The sequence below is a fragment of the Pseudogracilibacillus amylolyticus (SeqCode) genome (genome assembly GCF_051918545.1).
In the GTDB taxonomy this organism is placed as follows: domain Bacteria; phylum Bacillota; class Bacilli; order Bacillales; family Amphibacillaceae; genus Pseudogracilibacillus.
The window spans coordinates 1-14,648 of the sequence record NZ_JBPPZG010000097.1 but is presented as its reverse complement, the minus strand read 5'-3'; the positions used below and the strand labels follow the sequence as shown (position 1 = coordinate 14,648).

Sequence of the window (14,648 nt, the reverse complement as noted above, 5' to 3'; positions counted from 1 at the left end):
GTTTCAGGTTTGATTGGAGAACGTTATGGGCGAGCAGCACTTGGGATCGGTGGCGCAATTACAGCCTTTGCTTTTCCTATGTGGTCTGTTGCTACAGCGATCGCTTTTGCTTCGGCTGTCCATGTGTTTACTGGAATTTCCTTAACATTATCGGTCGCCTTTACTGCTTTTTTATTGTATCTTTATTTGAAAGCTGGTGGCATGTGGTCAATCGCCTTAACGCAAACAATGAACTTTTTCGTTTTTATGATTATGTTCATCATAGGCATACTGGCATTTTTTATCAATCCAGGAATTGATGGTCTGCGCTCATTTGCAGCCTCAAACCCAGCAATGTTTCAATTAGATGGTGCTGGAATTCAAGTCATTGTCGCGTGGTTTGGGACATTTTTAGTCAATGTTATTCTAGCTCAAGCCGCGTTTCAAATGGCCTTATCTTGCCGTACACCTGAAGAGGGACAAAAAGGATTAAAATTAGCGGCTGTTTTTGGTATTCCTTTCATTCTACTTGGTATTTTATTCGGACTATCAGCAGCAATCGTTGTTCCAGATACAACACTTGGATTAGTCGCATTACCACAATATTTAATGGAAGTTCTTCCCGCTCCACTTGTCGGATTGTTTTTCCTCGGTATTTGGGCGTGTGCATTAAGCTGGGGAGCACCTTGTCAATTTTCTGGAGCGACCAGTTTAGGTAAAGATGTTGGTGGAGCACTCTATCCGAAAGCAACTTCGGAGCAGCTCATTACGTACACGCAACGTTCCCTATTGGTACTTACAGGATTAATGATTATATTTGGTATGTTAAGAACAGAACAAGCGGCTTGGTGGAATATTTTAGCTTGGACAATGAGAAACTCTGCTACCTTTGCTCCTGTTGTTGCGGTACTGTTTTGGAAAGTAGCAACGAAAGAAGCAGTGATTGGTTCAATGATTTTCGGATTTCTATCTGGGATCACTTGGTACCATCTAGGTGGTTGGGAGCCTAGTGAATTCTATTTAAATATTCATCCTGTATGGATTGGAATGTCAGCGAATATAAGTACTTTAGCCCTTATTACATTAATACAAAAAGCTGGTACGTTAGAATATAATTTCTTTTCAGCTAAATCAAAAAAAGGCCATTACGCATTAATTGCTGGCACATTGGTTTTAATAGGCCTATTAACGAATTTTCAAGTTATCTATGGATATGGACTACTTGGAATCTTTCTTTTCTTAATCCTTATATGCCTTTTTATAGCAACTATTATCTATGTTCCCACAACAAATGACAGTTCATCTTTTGAACAGAGCATCGCTAAAGCAAAGTAATGAAAAAGTATAAGAAAGGAAGCTAAATCATTTTGAGATAGCTTCTTTTTTTTTAGGATACCGGGGAAAAGTGAGTTTGTTAGATTTTCCTTATTACAAAGTAGATGTCTAATCGACTCTCTAAAACTGGGTACGACAACAGACGAAATGTTAGAGTAAATGTAATATTAACGAATATGAAGTGAAGATCTTCTTTCTTATCAAGCAGTTATTGCTTAACTATAACTCAACTTTCGCAGGGTGAAATAATAAATAAACCGCGATGGGATTAGGGAGTATGGAGATCCACTTTTCTTAGTAACTGCCTGGAAAACTTGTATACAACTATATTTTAAGACTTTTCACTGTCACATTTGATGAAAACTGCGCAGTGACTTCGAAGTAAATGTCTTACCGCTACGGAAACATACTTTGCATTGATCGATCGGTTGTCACTCTGCATATTAGAAAACAACTCTACATCTATCGAATGTCACTTTGCATGTTGGAAAATCACTCTGCATCTTTTTCTATCACTTAGCATGTTGGACGTGCGACTCTGCATCTTTTTCTGTCACTTAGCATGTTGGGCACGCGACTCTGCATCTTTTTCTGTCACTAAGCATGTTGGGCACGCGACTCTGCATCTTTTTCTGTCACTAAGCATGTTGGGGCGCGCGACTCCGCATTAAGGGCTAGTAACCACCGACATAGTAAACTTTCAACTATCTATCCGCAACGAAATGATGTCACAGTTTATATCTTTTATGCAAAACAGCCTGACATTATCAAAGTTATCAAGTTAATGATTTGAGATATCAATCCGAGTATCTGTTAGTACTTACTTTATTGGTGCGAAAGTTGAGACTATAAGAACATTGGTCATTGTTGGTTTGTGGTTATACTATCCGGCAATGTCTATTTTGCAAGAACAGATAGTAAGAAAACATTTAGATCAATAGGTACATAAGATATTATATTTACTCCAATAAGGGTGGTCATAATATTGGAACAAACATATGTTGATTGTTTAGCACATTTTGGTGTTGGGGGAGCACATCCCGGAGGTCTACGGCTTACAAAAAAGATCTTATCTAAAGAAGCAATAGATAAAACAAAATTTATTCTTGATGCTGGGTGTGGTACTGGCCAAACCGCTGCATATATCGCAGAACACTACGGTTGTCAGGTAACTTCTTTGGATTACAATGAATTGATGGTAGAGAAGGCTATGCAACGATTTCAGAGGCTCAATTTACCAATCAAAGTTATCCAGGGGAGAACCGAACATCTACCGTTTGAAAATGCTTCATTTGATATCGTTCTATCTGAATCGGTAATTGCATTTACAAATCTTTTCCTAACAATTACGGAATTCAAAAGAGTTTTAAACCAAAATGGATTATTAATCGCCGTTGAAATGGTACAAGAAAAATCACTTTCCAAAGATGAACTGGAAGAAATAACCTGTTTCTACGGAATTCCTAGATTGCTCAGCGAACATGAATGGTATAATGCGTTCCAACACGCTGGCTTTAAACAAATTCATGTCGAATTAGGTGACCTTCAATTTGAGGAAAACGATGTGAATAATGTCCCCGATTTTTCAATTTCCGAAAAGATCAATGATACGCTTTTTGAAATATTGAACGAGCATCAACGACTTACAAAGAAATATAAAGAAAAACTAGGATATCGGATTTTTAGATGCTTTGTTTGAAAGTTTTAATAAGTTACTGGCGAGAGAGTTTAGGGGGGAATGACGATAAGAAAAGCAACGAATCAGAAAACAGAGGAAATTTCGTTTCTGAAATTAAAAGAAGATGGTTGCTACCAAATACAATTAAAGGTTTTTTCGGAAATGTCTTCAGTCATCTGTACGGGAAACAGGTTTTCAAAAAGAGTTAAAAATAATGGAATTGGACAAGTGAATTTGTATAAGACCGGTAATCCAGTTTCGTTGGAATACCGGCTTTTTTATACCGTGATTTCATTCCTTTTTATCCTTATCAATTACGATTAAATTTCTTCCACGCTTGCTTTTTGGCATCGTTACTTTGAGTATGCCATCAGCAAGGGAAGCTGTTGTGTCCTGTTCGGAAACAGCAACAGGCAACGATACGACTCGTTTCACTCGTTGAGATGACTTTTCCTTGTTGTGATACTTCGTTTGTTCATTTTTCATTTCGCGAACCACTGAATTTTCAGCCTCTATTTGTAATTGATTACCAATAATCTCTAGCTGAATCTGGTCACGACTATACCCCGGCATTTCCGCTTCCACAATGACTTCCGAATCGGTTTCGTACAGGTCAATTCGAAAAGGCCTTAATTGTGTTAATGATTGATTAAAAAAGGAATCCATCGTTTTCATTAAGTCCTGAAAAGGTGACATATCAAATCGCTTATGAAAATCATCTTTTTTAGAATCCAACTTCTTCATCCTTTCATTTGACTATAGTAATAAAATATGCTGAAAGAAAAAAGAGTGATGGGCAAAAGCGCACATAAAATGTTGCAATCTTTGTTATATACTTTTAGCAGAAATTGTAACGCTTCAAAAAGAATTCATTTTCAAAATGGATAAGCAATAGCGTATAGAAATGCTTTCCTATTTCATCAAAAACAAATTATGTATCCGCCAACACTTTAGTACATTTACCCTTACGATGGTTCACAGCTATACATATAATGCACAATAGGTTATCCGAATTTGGAGGTGAAAAAATGTCGGAAGATTATTACCGCGGAATATGCCAACGTTATCATGGAAAAGGTGTTGAAATATATACCCATGACGGGGAAGTATATAGAGGCATCATTGAAGATGTTACTGACTCTGAAGTATTTTTGCTACCTCTTGAAGATGAAGGAGAATTTGGCGGCTTTGGCTACGGGTATAGAGGATATGGCCCTTACACACGTGGCTACAGAATTGCATTAGGTGCGATTGCCGGAATTTCCTTACTTTCACTTTTCTTCTGGTAATTTATAATAAAATATATTGGGTTATAAATGGAGTAAGTAGTCCAAAATTCCTTTAAATCAATTAAACCGCACAGAAAATTAAAATTCCGTGCGGTTTTCATACTTTTCAATGAATCAATGGATTAGAATTGTCAAAATAGCTATGTAAACTATGAAAACTTTTTTACAAATTTATAGATTCATAGCTTTTAAGAAACACTTTCAATAATTTTTTCAGATGATTGACCTATTATATCTATATAAGTCCAGCCATGCTTTTCTATATACTTTTTAACCAAATAATAGCCAACACAATAACCAGCCATGTTCGGATATGGTTCAAATCCATAAAGTATTTGGTGGTGCTTTCGATTATTTATTGAAACATTTTTATTTGGGAGTACAATATTTTTCCATATGTCTTCTAGTCTTTCCTTTGAATAGTAGGATGCCCAATTTGAGACAAATTCTTCTCCACTTCTTTCTCTAACTGCATTTTCAGCTAATCCTTCTAAAATGATTGAGTCCAACAATACGTAATCTTTTACATCTTTTTCATATTTCGATAAGCGGCAAACATGATTATATTCGTGTGTGAACAACGCTTTTAGTTCATTTTCATCGTTATGTTCAGAAATAAATAAGAAGATCTTATCATGAAAAGATATTCCCGATTTCCCATTAAACTCTTGTCTCATTTTATTATCATTAGAATCAGATGGTAAAATGAAAATCGGAACATCAGGTCCATTCCATTCTTTTTGGAGTTGTTGCTCTTCAGTTTGTATAATTTTCCATATATTTTGATTCTGTAATCTTTTTATTTGAGTTATCCCGTTTTTTGCGGGTTGACGATACATACCGTGTAAAGTTAGGTAATCATAGATCTTAACCGCTGAAATGCCTTTAAAGTACTCGGTCAATTTTGTACATATTTTAATAGGGTTATCGTATAACTCAAGCAACCACAAGTCTGTTCGAATAACACTCATTTCGTCATACCCCTTATGTTTCTTTCATCTTTCACTATATGCACCAAACGACTAAACGTACGTGACAATCGCTAGCTACAGTGAGGGAGTAGCTCATACTGCAATCATTTTCGTATTCCACTCAAAATTAAACCTTACGCAGCTTATCAAAATTTTCCTCATGCTTTTATATTTCATCTCGCAATTTCTTATTTTTTCTGTTTGATACAAAGCATATTCATTTAATTTCTCAACATTTGGGCTCAACATATACTTACCAGTCAGAGCTTTTTTAAGTTCGACTTCAAGCATAGGTTTATAGTCAGACGAAACTACAATAGGTTCAATTTCATTCAATTCCTGTTTAGATTTCCCTTCAACAACCTCGAGTTTTTCCAACTCATTATCAAATTTCACTTCTAATTCGCGTAACTCATCTTTTTTCTGTTTATATTCGTTAACATTTTTAAAATTATTAGTTCCTACCAATTTTCGCTGAATTCTTCTCTCTTGAAGCAATTCAGTTTACATTTTAACCTCGTTTTCTCGTCAATCATCAAATGGTCTATTTTTATTTAACGACCAAATAATTTAATTAATTCGGAACGTGGATGATCTATGTTTAGGTAAATCCTTACCAGTCGAGAATATTATGTTTTATATTTGTTCTTTTAGTAGGTTTTGGAGTGACACACTCATAGCCATTTTTCACCATATCCTTTAGTCACAGGATAACGGTTGGTTACTTTGCTGTCAAAGTATGAGTGTTTGCTTTTGCTAAGATGGCAGAAGGGTGTTTTTTTCTTTTTTCTCGTAAAAAAAAAGAAAGGTCTTAAAGGTTTTTCAAGTATTGCTTCTTCCACTTGATCCAGCGAATAGTTGGAATTTTTTAGCGTCCTCATATTGATGCGGAACAAAGTGGAGTGTCAAAATATAAAGAAGGGTGCAGATACTCAGTTTAACGAACAAAAAACACTATACCAAAAATGATACAAACTTAAAAAGGTACAAAAGACACGAGGGATTATCATCGAATCTTTTGTACTCTTCTTCCTTATATTTTATTTAGATTTTACCACCCCGAACCAACCATTGTTACAGTAGCATTGTACGACCAATTTCTTAATTTCCATCCAAGAGCATTTACTATTTCACCACTAGCTCTTGCACCAATACGACGATTATCAATTTTCCACGCATCTTTTACATTAATTCTAACCCCGCCCATACCTCCAGATATTTCATGACGAACATTACTGGAAACACTTATAACATCAGCTGGACCACGACTTCCACACTGTCTAAGTTGAGCGTAAGGAAACATTCGAAATTTAGCTTTCGACAAACTATCAATAGTTTTCCACGATGTGGTTACTTCTACCCAACTAGTCTTACAATTCAAATTTGCTTTTTCATCCCTGTTTATTCCTAATGCTTTCACAGCAGTAACATAATCTACACCCTGACCCTTCATGTAATCTGAGATTACTTCTTCTTCCGAAACTTGTCTGACAGACGGATCATTAATATCAATAGTTTGAATAAAATGTACGGACTCTGATTCACCTAATTCGCTAGAATCCAACTCTTCTGCAAATAAAGTATTCTGCGAAACTAAAAACATAAACGACATTGCTACCAACGCAAAACTGATTTTTTTAATAACAGCAATCCCCTCCATTTACACTTATTACCTCAATTGTATACTAATCTATAAAATAAGTAAACAAGTATATTGAATACTATGAAAATAGCAACCAAAAGAAAGTTAATTTTTATTAACCTTCTTGCTAATTCTTCACTAATTATTTTCATATTTGACGTACTTATTATTAGAATGTTTGTTAAAACCAAATAAATTAAAATAGCGATTAAACCAGACATATATTACACTCCATTTCTTAAATGAATTTAGTTTGATTTTTAATTTAACAGTAGAGGGTTTCCTTTAGGGTAATAGTTTATTTTAATAGTAAACACTAGTAAACTATAAGATACATAAATCGTCATCCCCAACCAAAATTATCGCTCCTATTCTCAACTAATATTTTCGGCATATCAGTTTAACGGACAAAACATCAATAATCCGATTTCCGATATACGTCCTCTGCCTCAGGAACGGATTCCTGTCAAATTCCCCGAGAATTGAGCCAACCAATTCATGAATTTTTTACCGTCATACCCGAGTTTTTTTTGCTCCTAAAATTACATAACCCAAACAAGCATAATTGCTCCATTCACTGTCATTTCCACGTATATATTCCTGATACAGAAGGATTAGGTCTATTTCATACACTACGTTCAGAGTATGCAAGTATTGACATAATTATTATTCAGCTGCAAATGATCGTAATACTATTTTAGAAACGAAACGTATTGGGGCTTTTGACTATATTATTAAACTGGTAGATAAAGAGAGGCATATTTTGCATAAATTTAATTACTTTGTCTTTCCATATAGCAAAGTCTTATTTTCGCTTTCTGGCGTTTTCAAACTGGAGACAGGCTATATAGCTCCCTATCGTAATTTAAACGCTCTCTGTGTGATTTGTTCCCCATTCATGCATTGCTTCTAATATCGGTTCTTAACTCCTGCCCTATTCAGTAATCGAATACTCTACTTTGGGTGGAACCTGTGGATAAACAACCCGATCAATAATATCCTCACTTTCCAATTCTCTCAATTGTTTCGTAAACATTCTTTGAGTGATTCCGAGAATACTTCGTTTTAAACTCACTTAATCTTTGTGTTCCTTCTTTCATTGATTAGTATCCTTTTGTATATTATACCACCTTTAAGTGCGTACTTACATAAGTCTCTTGTATATACTCTATCATTTGTGAGATAAAATAAAATCAGCGTCTGATTTTGATTTTGTATAGGTATTAAGAAAGGTTAAATATTTATGGAAAAATATCGTATTGATTCAAATATAGGGTTAGAATTTGGTATTTATACACTTGGTGACTATATTCCTGACCCCCACTCTGGAAAAAGAATTTCTGCACAAGAACGACTACAACAAATAATTGAATTTTCGAAACTTACGGAACAGGCTGGCATAGATTTTTTTTAGTGTAGGGGAAAGTCATCAGGAATATTTTACAACACAAGCACACTCAGTCATATTAGCCGCAATCGCTCACGCAACAGAAAAAATAAAAATTGCAAGTTCTTCAACGATCATCAGCACATCTGATCCGGTCCGTGTTTACGAAGACTTTGCAACGATAGATTTAATATCCGATGGTCGTGCCGAGATCATTGCCGGACGAGCATCTCGAGTAAGGCTTTTTAATTTACTTGGTTATAATATTCATGATTATGAAGAACTATTTGAGGGGAAATTTGATTTATTGTTGAAGATAAATGAAGAAGAAATTGTTAATTGGAGTGGTAATTTTCGGGCTCCATTAAAAAATGCGCAGGTTATTCCACGTCCCAAGAATGGCTCTATGCCAATATGGCGCACAGCTGGTGGATCTCCTGCAAGTGCGAGAAAAGCAGGATATGCCGGTGTTCCGATTTTTTTAGCACATCTAGGTGGTCCAGTTGCTATATTTAAACGATCTATTGATGCTTATCGTGTGGCAGCACAGCAAAGTGGCTTTGATGTAGATAAACTTCCAGTTGCAACGGCTGGTTTTTTCTACGCAGCTGAAACGACACAGCAAGTTCAAAAAGAAACCTATCCATTTATCAATGAAGGGATGAAACTGACAAATGGACAAGGTTTTCCAAAACGTTATTTTGCTCAAGGGACGGATCCACGTGATGTAATGAATATCGGGAACCCACAACAGATCATTGAAAAATTCTCTACCAACATGAACAATTTGGCCATCAACGTTATACTGGGCAAATAGATTTTGGTGGGGTATCATTTAAAAATTTAATGAAAATTATTGAACTAATTGGAACAGAAATTTTACCAGCAATTAGAAAATATACAGCCAAGGATGAGGAGACAAAAAAATGAAGATTGTAGGATTATCCGGTTCCATTGTTGGTTCAAAAACAAGGACTGCGATGGAGTATACACTGAAGAAAATTACTGAAGAACATCCGGAAATCGAAGTAACTTTAATCGACCTGGCTAATTATGATATTCAGTTTAGTGATGGACGAAGCTACACGGAATATGAAGGAGATACAAAATTAGTAACAGAAGGCATTATGGAAGCAGATGCCATTATTTGGTACTCCAATTTTTCAAGCATCTATTCCGGGAACATTGAAAAATATTTTTGATCTACTGCCTGGAAATGCATTTCTCGACAAAGTATTAGCATAATTGTGACAGCAGGTTCGCCAAAACACTTTCTAATCGCAGAAAATCAATTAAAACCCATTTTAGCTTATATGAAAGCTGAGATCGTACAAACATATTTATTTAAGAAAAAGATTTCAATTGTAACGAAATTATAAACGATGATGTCCTCTTTCGAATTAATCGATTAATTGAAGACACCATCGTGTTAACAGAAACCTATACAAAAATACGGGAAGAAAAAGACGCTAAATTTGATTTTTAACTATAAACATGCTTTCATAATTTCATTCATTAAAATGGGCATGTTTTATATTATTCATGAGAGTTTCTAAAAAACAACCCACCATTTCATATATAACAAAAAGAAAAACCCTCTAGGTTTATTTAACCATACCATTCAGTTGGTGATTCTATCTTTCTTTTCAGTTCCATTTTTTGCAACTCATTTAATAATTTGTCTAACTTTTGCGATAAGGTTAACACATACGGATCTTTTGGATTGGTTTCGAAAGTGTCATACATTTCTTTCCTAGTTATTTCTATTTTTCTTTTCAATTTTGTTATATAAGACACTTTTTACTTCACCTCCGTATTTTTCCTATTTTTCATTAGTAACTTTTTTAATACACCTTGTACAGTTATTAATAACCAATCAATTAACTGATTAAACATAGTTCTATTTTAAGTAAATAATATTTTATTGATTATTTTGTATATCTTGTATACAATAGGAACAAATGTTCTATAAAGGTGGTTTTTATGAAAGACAATTTAAAGGTTGCTCTACATTTTCTCTTCATCGACCTAGCAATTAAAACTTTAGAGTTAGATTTGCAACATGTTCGTAACGGGGCATTTAAAAGTCCATATCTAGAGCAAATCCAAACAATGATTAATAAAGCTATCGACGAACGAAGAAGACTTAAAAAAGTTATGTATGACCGGAAAATTCAATTACTCCTCAAGTATAAACAAGGAAATTTTTCAACGTATACATTTATTGATAAACGAAATGAACGGGAAATAACATTAATGAATCAAGTAATTAAGAAAAATGTTGAAAAAGTTATAAAACAGCTGATGCAATATCAAATTCGATAATTGTAGAAGTAAATAATAAACTTTACTGGATAAGGAGATTTTTTTAAATGAAAGTTGGCTAGTGTCGACCGCAAATGTTTTTTAGTGGGACGAAGCGAAAAAGCAATCTCAAAACATGATCGACACCGACACCGACCTAGATGTTTTTCAATTTAACTCTTTTCTAGGTATCAGAGCTGCTAACCTACACCTTTCTATTCCAAAATCTTTGCACCGCAATGGCAGCGACAAATTCTTCTGCAAAATTAGGATTATTTTCAGCAAACACAACACCTGGTGCGGCCTCTATATCAAAATTATTTGCTGTAGTTGCAACGCCTATTGGCTTATACTGTTTGTATGCTTCATTTATATAGGTATAAATTTCTTCATCAAATTTCTCCTGATCGTCTGCACTCCCACCGACAACATAAAGTGCATCAAACAAAGTTGGGTTTGTAGTGATGAATGTTTCGTTAGTTTCTATCCGAGTGCCATCATCTCCAGTAATTATTCCAATTCTTTCCCCAACAAAGTCATAAAACACCCCATATTGCTGGAACATTTCAATAACATTTTTAACTTCTTTCCCATTGAAGTCATTACCAATGAGAACAGCGACTCTCAAAGAGAAAGGATAAAAATTTGTATTCTCTTGACTTAATGCTGGAGAGATTTCTGACACATTAACATTTGTACCACGAGGTCGATTTACTCCAACATAGTCGGCAATCTCTGTTGCCAATTGTTTATCTACTTTAACAAACATATCGACGACTTGCTGACGAACGGATCGACTTTTTACCTTGCCGACTTCAAAATTAAATGCATCTGTAATATGCTTTTTCTCTACTGGTGACATACTGTTCCAAAATAACCTTGCTTGCGAAAAGAAATCCTTAAATGAATCGCTTCGAGCTTGAATAACACGTCCTTCCACTTTTTCCTGATAGTGCGTATAACCACCTTCTTCTGGTGTTGATGTTGCTGGCGTATTATTCGCTAAAGAGTTTTTATGATAACTGACTTGATCAACATCAATTCGTTGCCTGCTGAAACCACCCCGTTGGTTATTATGAAAAGGACAGATTGGACGATTAATCGGTATTTCTGCAAAATTCGGTCCACCAAGACGTAGTAATTGAGTATCAACATAGGAAAATAATCTACCTTGTAACAGTGGATCATTAGTAAAATCAATACCTGGTACTACATTTCCCGGATGAAACGCAACTTGTTCTGTTTCTGCAAAAACATTGTCAACATTTTTATTTAACGTTAATTTGCCTATAAGTTGAACAGGCACTATTTCTTCCGGCCAAATTTTTGTGGGGTCTAGAATGTCAAAATCAAACATAAATTCACTCTCTTCATCAATCATTTGTACACCTAATTCATAGACTGGATAAGCTCCCCGATTGATACTTTCCCATAAGTCTCTTCGGTGATAATCAGGATCAACACCACCAATGACTTGGGCCTCATTCCATACTAATGAATGTACTCCAAGCTGTGGCTTCCAATGAAATTTTACAAAGGTCGCTTTTCCTTCTTGATTGACGAAGCGAAATGTATGGACACCGAATCCTTCCATCATTCGCCAACTTCTTGGAATACCTCGATCAGACATGAGCCACATAACCATATGAGCCGATTCTTGATTATTCGCAACCCAATCCCAAAAAGTATCATGAGCTGAAGACGCTTGTGGCATTTCAGTCCGTGGTTCAGGTTTTATCGCATGAACAATATCCGGAAACTTCATCGCATCCTGTATAAAAAATACTGGCATATTGTTTGCTACTAAATCAAAATTCCCTTCCTCTGTGTAAAATTTAGTAGCGAAACCGCGAACATCTCTTGCCGTATCTTTAGAACCTTTATTACCCACGACAGTTGAAAAACGAACAAAGACAGGTGTCGTTGATCCCGGCTTCTGTAGAAACCCTGCTTTTGTATAGTCCTTCATCGATTGATATAATTCAAATTCTCCATGTGCCGCATATCCCCTTGCATGTACAACCCTTTCCGGTATCCGCTCGTGATCAAAATGTGTTATTTTTTCCCGTAAGTGGAAGTCTTCTAATAAAGTCGGACCACGTACCCCCGCTTTTAAAGAATCTTCATCATTAGATACTTTTAACCCTTGATTCGTTGTCATTTTCTTGCCAGCGTTTTGAATTCGAAATTGATCGAGTTGTTTATTTTTACTATTGCCAGTTACATTCTTGTTTGACTTAGTCATATTATCACCCTTCTCGTATTCTTGTTACTCCAATATATACATATGCATTTGACCTATTTTTGGGAATACTTTGCTCCAAATCTGAACGGGTTGGTAAGAAACCGTCAAAATATTTATTTAAAAAATTACATTATACATTGATATGTGAAAAAAGATGGTTGCAACATAAAAAAAGCACGCCATGTAATGGGTGCTTTTTTACCATTCAGTTGAAGTCTCTATGATTCTTTTCCTTTCCGCTCGTTGGAACTCATTTAATAATTCATCTAACTTTTGCGATAAAGTTAACACATACGGATCTCTTGGATTTGTTTCGAAAGTGTCGTACATTTCTTTCCTTGTCATTTCTATTTTTATTTTTAAATTACAGGACACTCTTTACTTCACCTCCGTATTTTATGTTTCCTATTTTTCATTAGCAACGTTATTTAATACTGCACCTTATATAGTTATACATAACCAATCAAATCACTTATCAAACATATCTGAATCTGAGCAGGAATCATTTTGTATTGATAAATTTATATATTATGCATATAATAGAAACAAACGTTCCAATTAGGTGGTTTATATGCAAGACAATTTAAAAATTGCTTTACATTATCTCTTCATCGACCTAGCGATTAAAACTTTGGAATTAGATCTGAAACATATTCGTAGCGGATCATTTAAAATTAAAAGTCCATATCTAGAAAAAATCCAAACAATGATTTATATAGCTATTGATGAACGAAGAAAACTAAAAAAAATTATGTATGACCAAAAAATTCAAATAATCTTCCTATATAAACAAGGAAGTTTTTCAACATATAAATTTATTTCTGAACGAAATGAGCGGGAAATTACATTAATGAATCCAGTGATTAAGAAAAATGTGGAAAAAGTTATGAAGTGGCTAATGCAATATCAACAAGAAGATAATCCCCCATCTTTTTCGATCCAATAATTTGATAAAGATAGGATAAACTCTTTCGAACAAGGAGATTTTTAAAAATGAAAGTTCCAATCACCTTGGGCGATAAAAAAATAGAATACCTTTGTCATACAGATAAGAATTTAAAACAATTAATTTATTCCATTGGCGCAATTGAAAATTTCAGTTTGGAAAAGGATTATTTGGGGTTTACAACTAAATATCCAATGGATGTTTTAAAAGGATAAGTTCTATGGACTCCCAACTTTACATGTATATTGAATTCACAAATAATAAAATTATCTAGTTAATAATTCCATAATAAACCAGGTCTTCATATCGATTTTCTTTTTGCACATGGTCAATTAGTACCCCTTCTTGTTTCATACCTATTTTCTGCAAAACTCTTCCTGAAGCTGGATTAGAATTAAAGTATCTGGCATATACTTTATGGTACCCTTTTTCATCAAATGCAAATTGTAATAAAGCTTGCGCAGCTTCTGTAGCATACCCATTTCCCCAATACTCTTCACCAATCCAATAAGCCATTTCACCATTTCTATGTTTTTGATTATTAGAAAGGGCTATCGCTCCATATAATTCTCCGCTTTCCTTGTCTGTTATGGCAAATTCATACGATTTGTTCGTATTAAAATTGTCAAGATGATGTTTGATCCACGCCAAAGCATCATCTAGAGAATAGGGATATGGTAAATATAAAGTATTTTTATAAATATTATAATTATTACAAAGGTTAGTAACGGCTTCTGCATCAGACTTCTGAAAAATTCTTAACAATAATCTCCTTGTTGTAATTGTTTTCTTTTTATTATCCTGGATTACGAAAGTAAAATCTAGTTTATAAATACAAAAAGGGCTCCAACCTTTGGTATAATTAGGTTTGT

Annotated in this window: 14 protein-coding genes and 3 pseudogenes; 8 read left to right on the top strand and 9 right to left on the bottom strand. The window is 34.6% G+C overall.

Annotation, left to right across the window (positions count from 1 at the left end; translation table 11 throughout):
• Nucleotides 1-1,314, top strand: a 1,314-nt coding sequence (locus ACPYKA_RS11795; RefSeq protein WP_479542474.1) for a sodium:solute symporter family protein, incomplete at its 5' end; no start/stop codon positions are given.
• Nucleotides 1,315-2,299: 985 nt separating this feature from the next.
• Nucleotides 2,300-3,013, top strand: a complete 714-nt coding sequence (locus ACPYKA_RS11790; protein ID WP_479542473.1) for a class I SAM-dependent methyltransferase — start codon at nucleotides 2,300-2,302, stop codon at nucleotides 3,011-3,013.
• Between the two features lie 270 nt (nucleotides 3,014-3,283).
• Here ACPYKA_RS11790 and ACPYKA_RS11785 read toward each other — a convergent pair whose 3' ends face one another.
• Nucleotides 3,284-3,727, bottom strand: coding sequence for an Hsp20/alpha crystallin family protein (locus tag ACPYKA_RS11785; protein WP_479542472.1), 444 nt, complete (start codon nucleotides 3,725-3,727; stop codon nucleotides 3,284-3,286).
• A 293-nt stretch (nucleotides 3,728-4,020) separates the two neighbouring features.
• On the opposite strand from ACPYKA_RS11785, the gene ACPYKA_RS11780 reads away from it, so the two are divergent.
• Entirely contained in the window at nucleotides 4,021-4,281 is a 261-nt protein-coding gene (locus ACPYKA_RS11780) for a hypothetical protein (protein ID WP_479542471.1), read from the top strand.
• 188 nt (nucleotides 4,282-4,469) lie between these two features.
• Here the strand turns inward: ACPYKA_RS11780 and ACPYKA_RS11775 are convergent, their stop codons facing one another.
• From ACPYKA_RS11775 to ACPYKA_RS11760, 4 genes and pseudogenes are all read right to left on the bottom strand, one after another.
• Entirely contained in the window at nucleotides 4,470-5,252 is a 783-nt protein-coding gene (locus tag ACPYKA_RS11775; RefSeq protein ID WP_479542470.1) for a DUF2268 domain-containing putative Zn-dependent protease, read from the bottom strand.
• 93 nt (nucleotides 5,253-5,345) lie between these two features.
• The gene (locus tag ACPYKA_RS11770; protein WP_479542469.1) at nucleotides 5,346-5,720 is read right to left on the bottom strand and encodes a hypothetical protein; all 375 of its coding nucleotides are present in this window, start codon (nucleotides 5,718-5,720) and stop codon (nucleotides 5,346-5,348) included.
• Between the two features lie 583 nt (nucleotides 5,721-6,303).
• Complete coding sequence (locus ACPYKA_RS11765) at nucleotides 6,304-6,912, bottom strand: hypothetical protein (RefSeq protein ID WP_479542468.1); 609 nt, start codon at nucleotides 6,910-6,912, stop codon at nucleotides 6,304-6,306.
• A gap of 916 nt (nucleotides 6,913-7,828) precedes the next feature.
• A pseudogene (locus ACPYKA_RS11760) lies at nucleotides 7,829-7,994 on the bottom strand (winged helix-turn-helix transcriptional regulator); the annotation flags it as partial.
• A gap of 143 nt (nucleotides 7,995-8,137) precedes the next feature.
• Between ACPYKA_RS11760 and ACPYKA_RS11755 the strand changes: the two are divergent.
• Together ACPYKA_RS11755 and ACPYKA_RS11750 are read left to right on the top strand one after the other, a co-directional pair.
• A pseudogene (locus tag ACPYKA_RS11755) lies at nucleotides 8,138-9,211 on the top strand (LLM class flavin-dependent oxidoreductase).
• Nucleotides 9,208-9,767 (top strand): annotated as a pseudogene (locus ACPYKA_RS11750) (NADPH-dependent FMN reductase). Before ACPYKA_RS11755 ends, ACPYKA_RS11750 begins: the two co-directional pseudogenes overlap by 4 nt.
• Nucleotides 9,768-9,889: 122 nt before the next feature.
• Here ACPYKA_RS11750 and ACPYKA_RS11745 read toward each other — a convergent pair.
• A complete protein-coding gene (locus tag ACPYKA_RS11745) occupies nucleotides 9,890-10,078 on the bottom strand; it encodes a Spo0E family sporulation regulatory protein-aspartic acid phosphatase (RefSeq protein WP_479542467.1) in 189 nt (62 codons plus the stop codon).
• Between the two features lie 186 nt (nucleotides 10,079-10,264).
• Here ACPYKA_RS11745 and ACPYKA_RS11740 point away from each other — a divergent pair, with 186 nt between their 5' ends.
• Nucleotides 10,265-10,606 (top strand): YhjD family protein, encoded by a 342-nt coding sequence (locus tag ACPYKA_RS11740; RefSeq protein ID WP_479542466.1) that lies wholly within the window; start codon nucleotides 10,265-10,267, stop codon nucleotides 10,604-10,606.
• 184 nt (nucleotides 10,607-10,790) lie between these two features.
• On the opposite strand, the gene ACPYKA_RS11735 is transcribed toward ACPYKA_RS11740, so the two are convergent.
• Nucleotides 10,791-12,830, bottom strand: coding sequence for a catalase (locus ACPYKA_RS11735; RefSeq protein WP_479542465.1), 2,040 nt, complete (start codon nucleotides 12,828-12,830; stop codon nucleotides 10,791-10,793).
• Between the two features lie 198 nt (nucleotides 12,831-13,028).
• Nucleotides 13,029-13,205, bottom strand: a complete 177-nt coding sequence (locus ACPYKA_RS11730; protein ID WP_479542464.1) for a Spo0E family sporulation regulatory protein-aspartic acid phosphatase — start codon at nucleotides 13,203-13,205, stop codon at nucleotides 13,029-13,031.
• Between the two features lie 196 nt (nucleotides 13,206-13,401).
• Here ACPYKA_RS11730 and ACPYKA_RS11725 point away from each other — a divergent pair, with 196 nt between their 5' ends.
• Nucleotides 13,402-13,776, top strand: coding sequence for a YhjD family protein (locus ACPYKA_RS11725; RefSeq protein ID WP_479542463.1), 375 nt, complete (start codon nucleotides 13,402-13,404; stop codon nucleotides 13,774-13,776).
• Nucleotides 13,777-13,823: 47 nt separating this feature from the next.
• Complete coding sequence (locus ACPYKA_RS11720; protein WP_479542462.1) at nucleotides 13,824-13,991, top strand: hypothetical protein; 168 nt, start codon at nucleotides 13,824-13,826, stop codon at nucleotides 13,989-13,991.
• Between the two features lie 55 nt (nucleotides 13,992-14,046).
• Here ACPYKA_RS11720 and ACPYKA_RS11715 read toward each other — a convergent pair whose 3' ends face one another.
• Nucleotides 14,047-14,583: a GNAT family N-acetyltransferase gene (locus tag ACPYKA_RS11715; protein ID WP_479542475.1), complete on the bottom strand. Its 537-nt coding sequence runs from the start codon at nucleotides 14,581-14,583 to the stop codon at nucleotides 14,047-14,049.
• Nucleotides 14,584-14,648 lie beyond the last annotated feature (65 nt).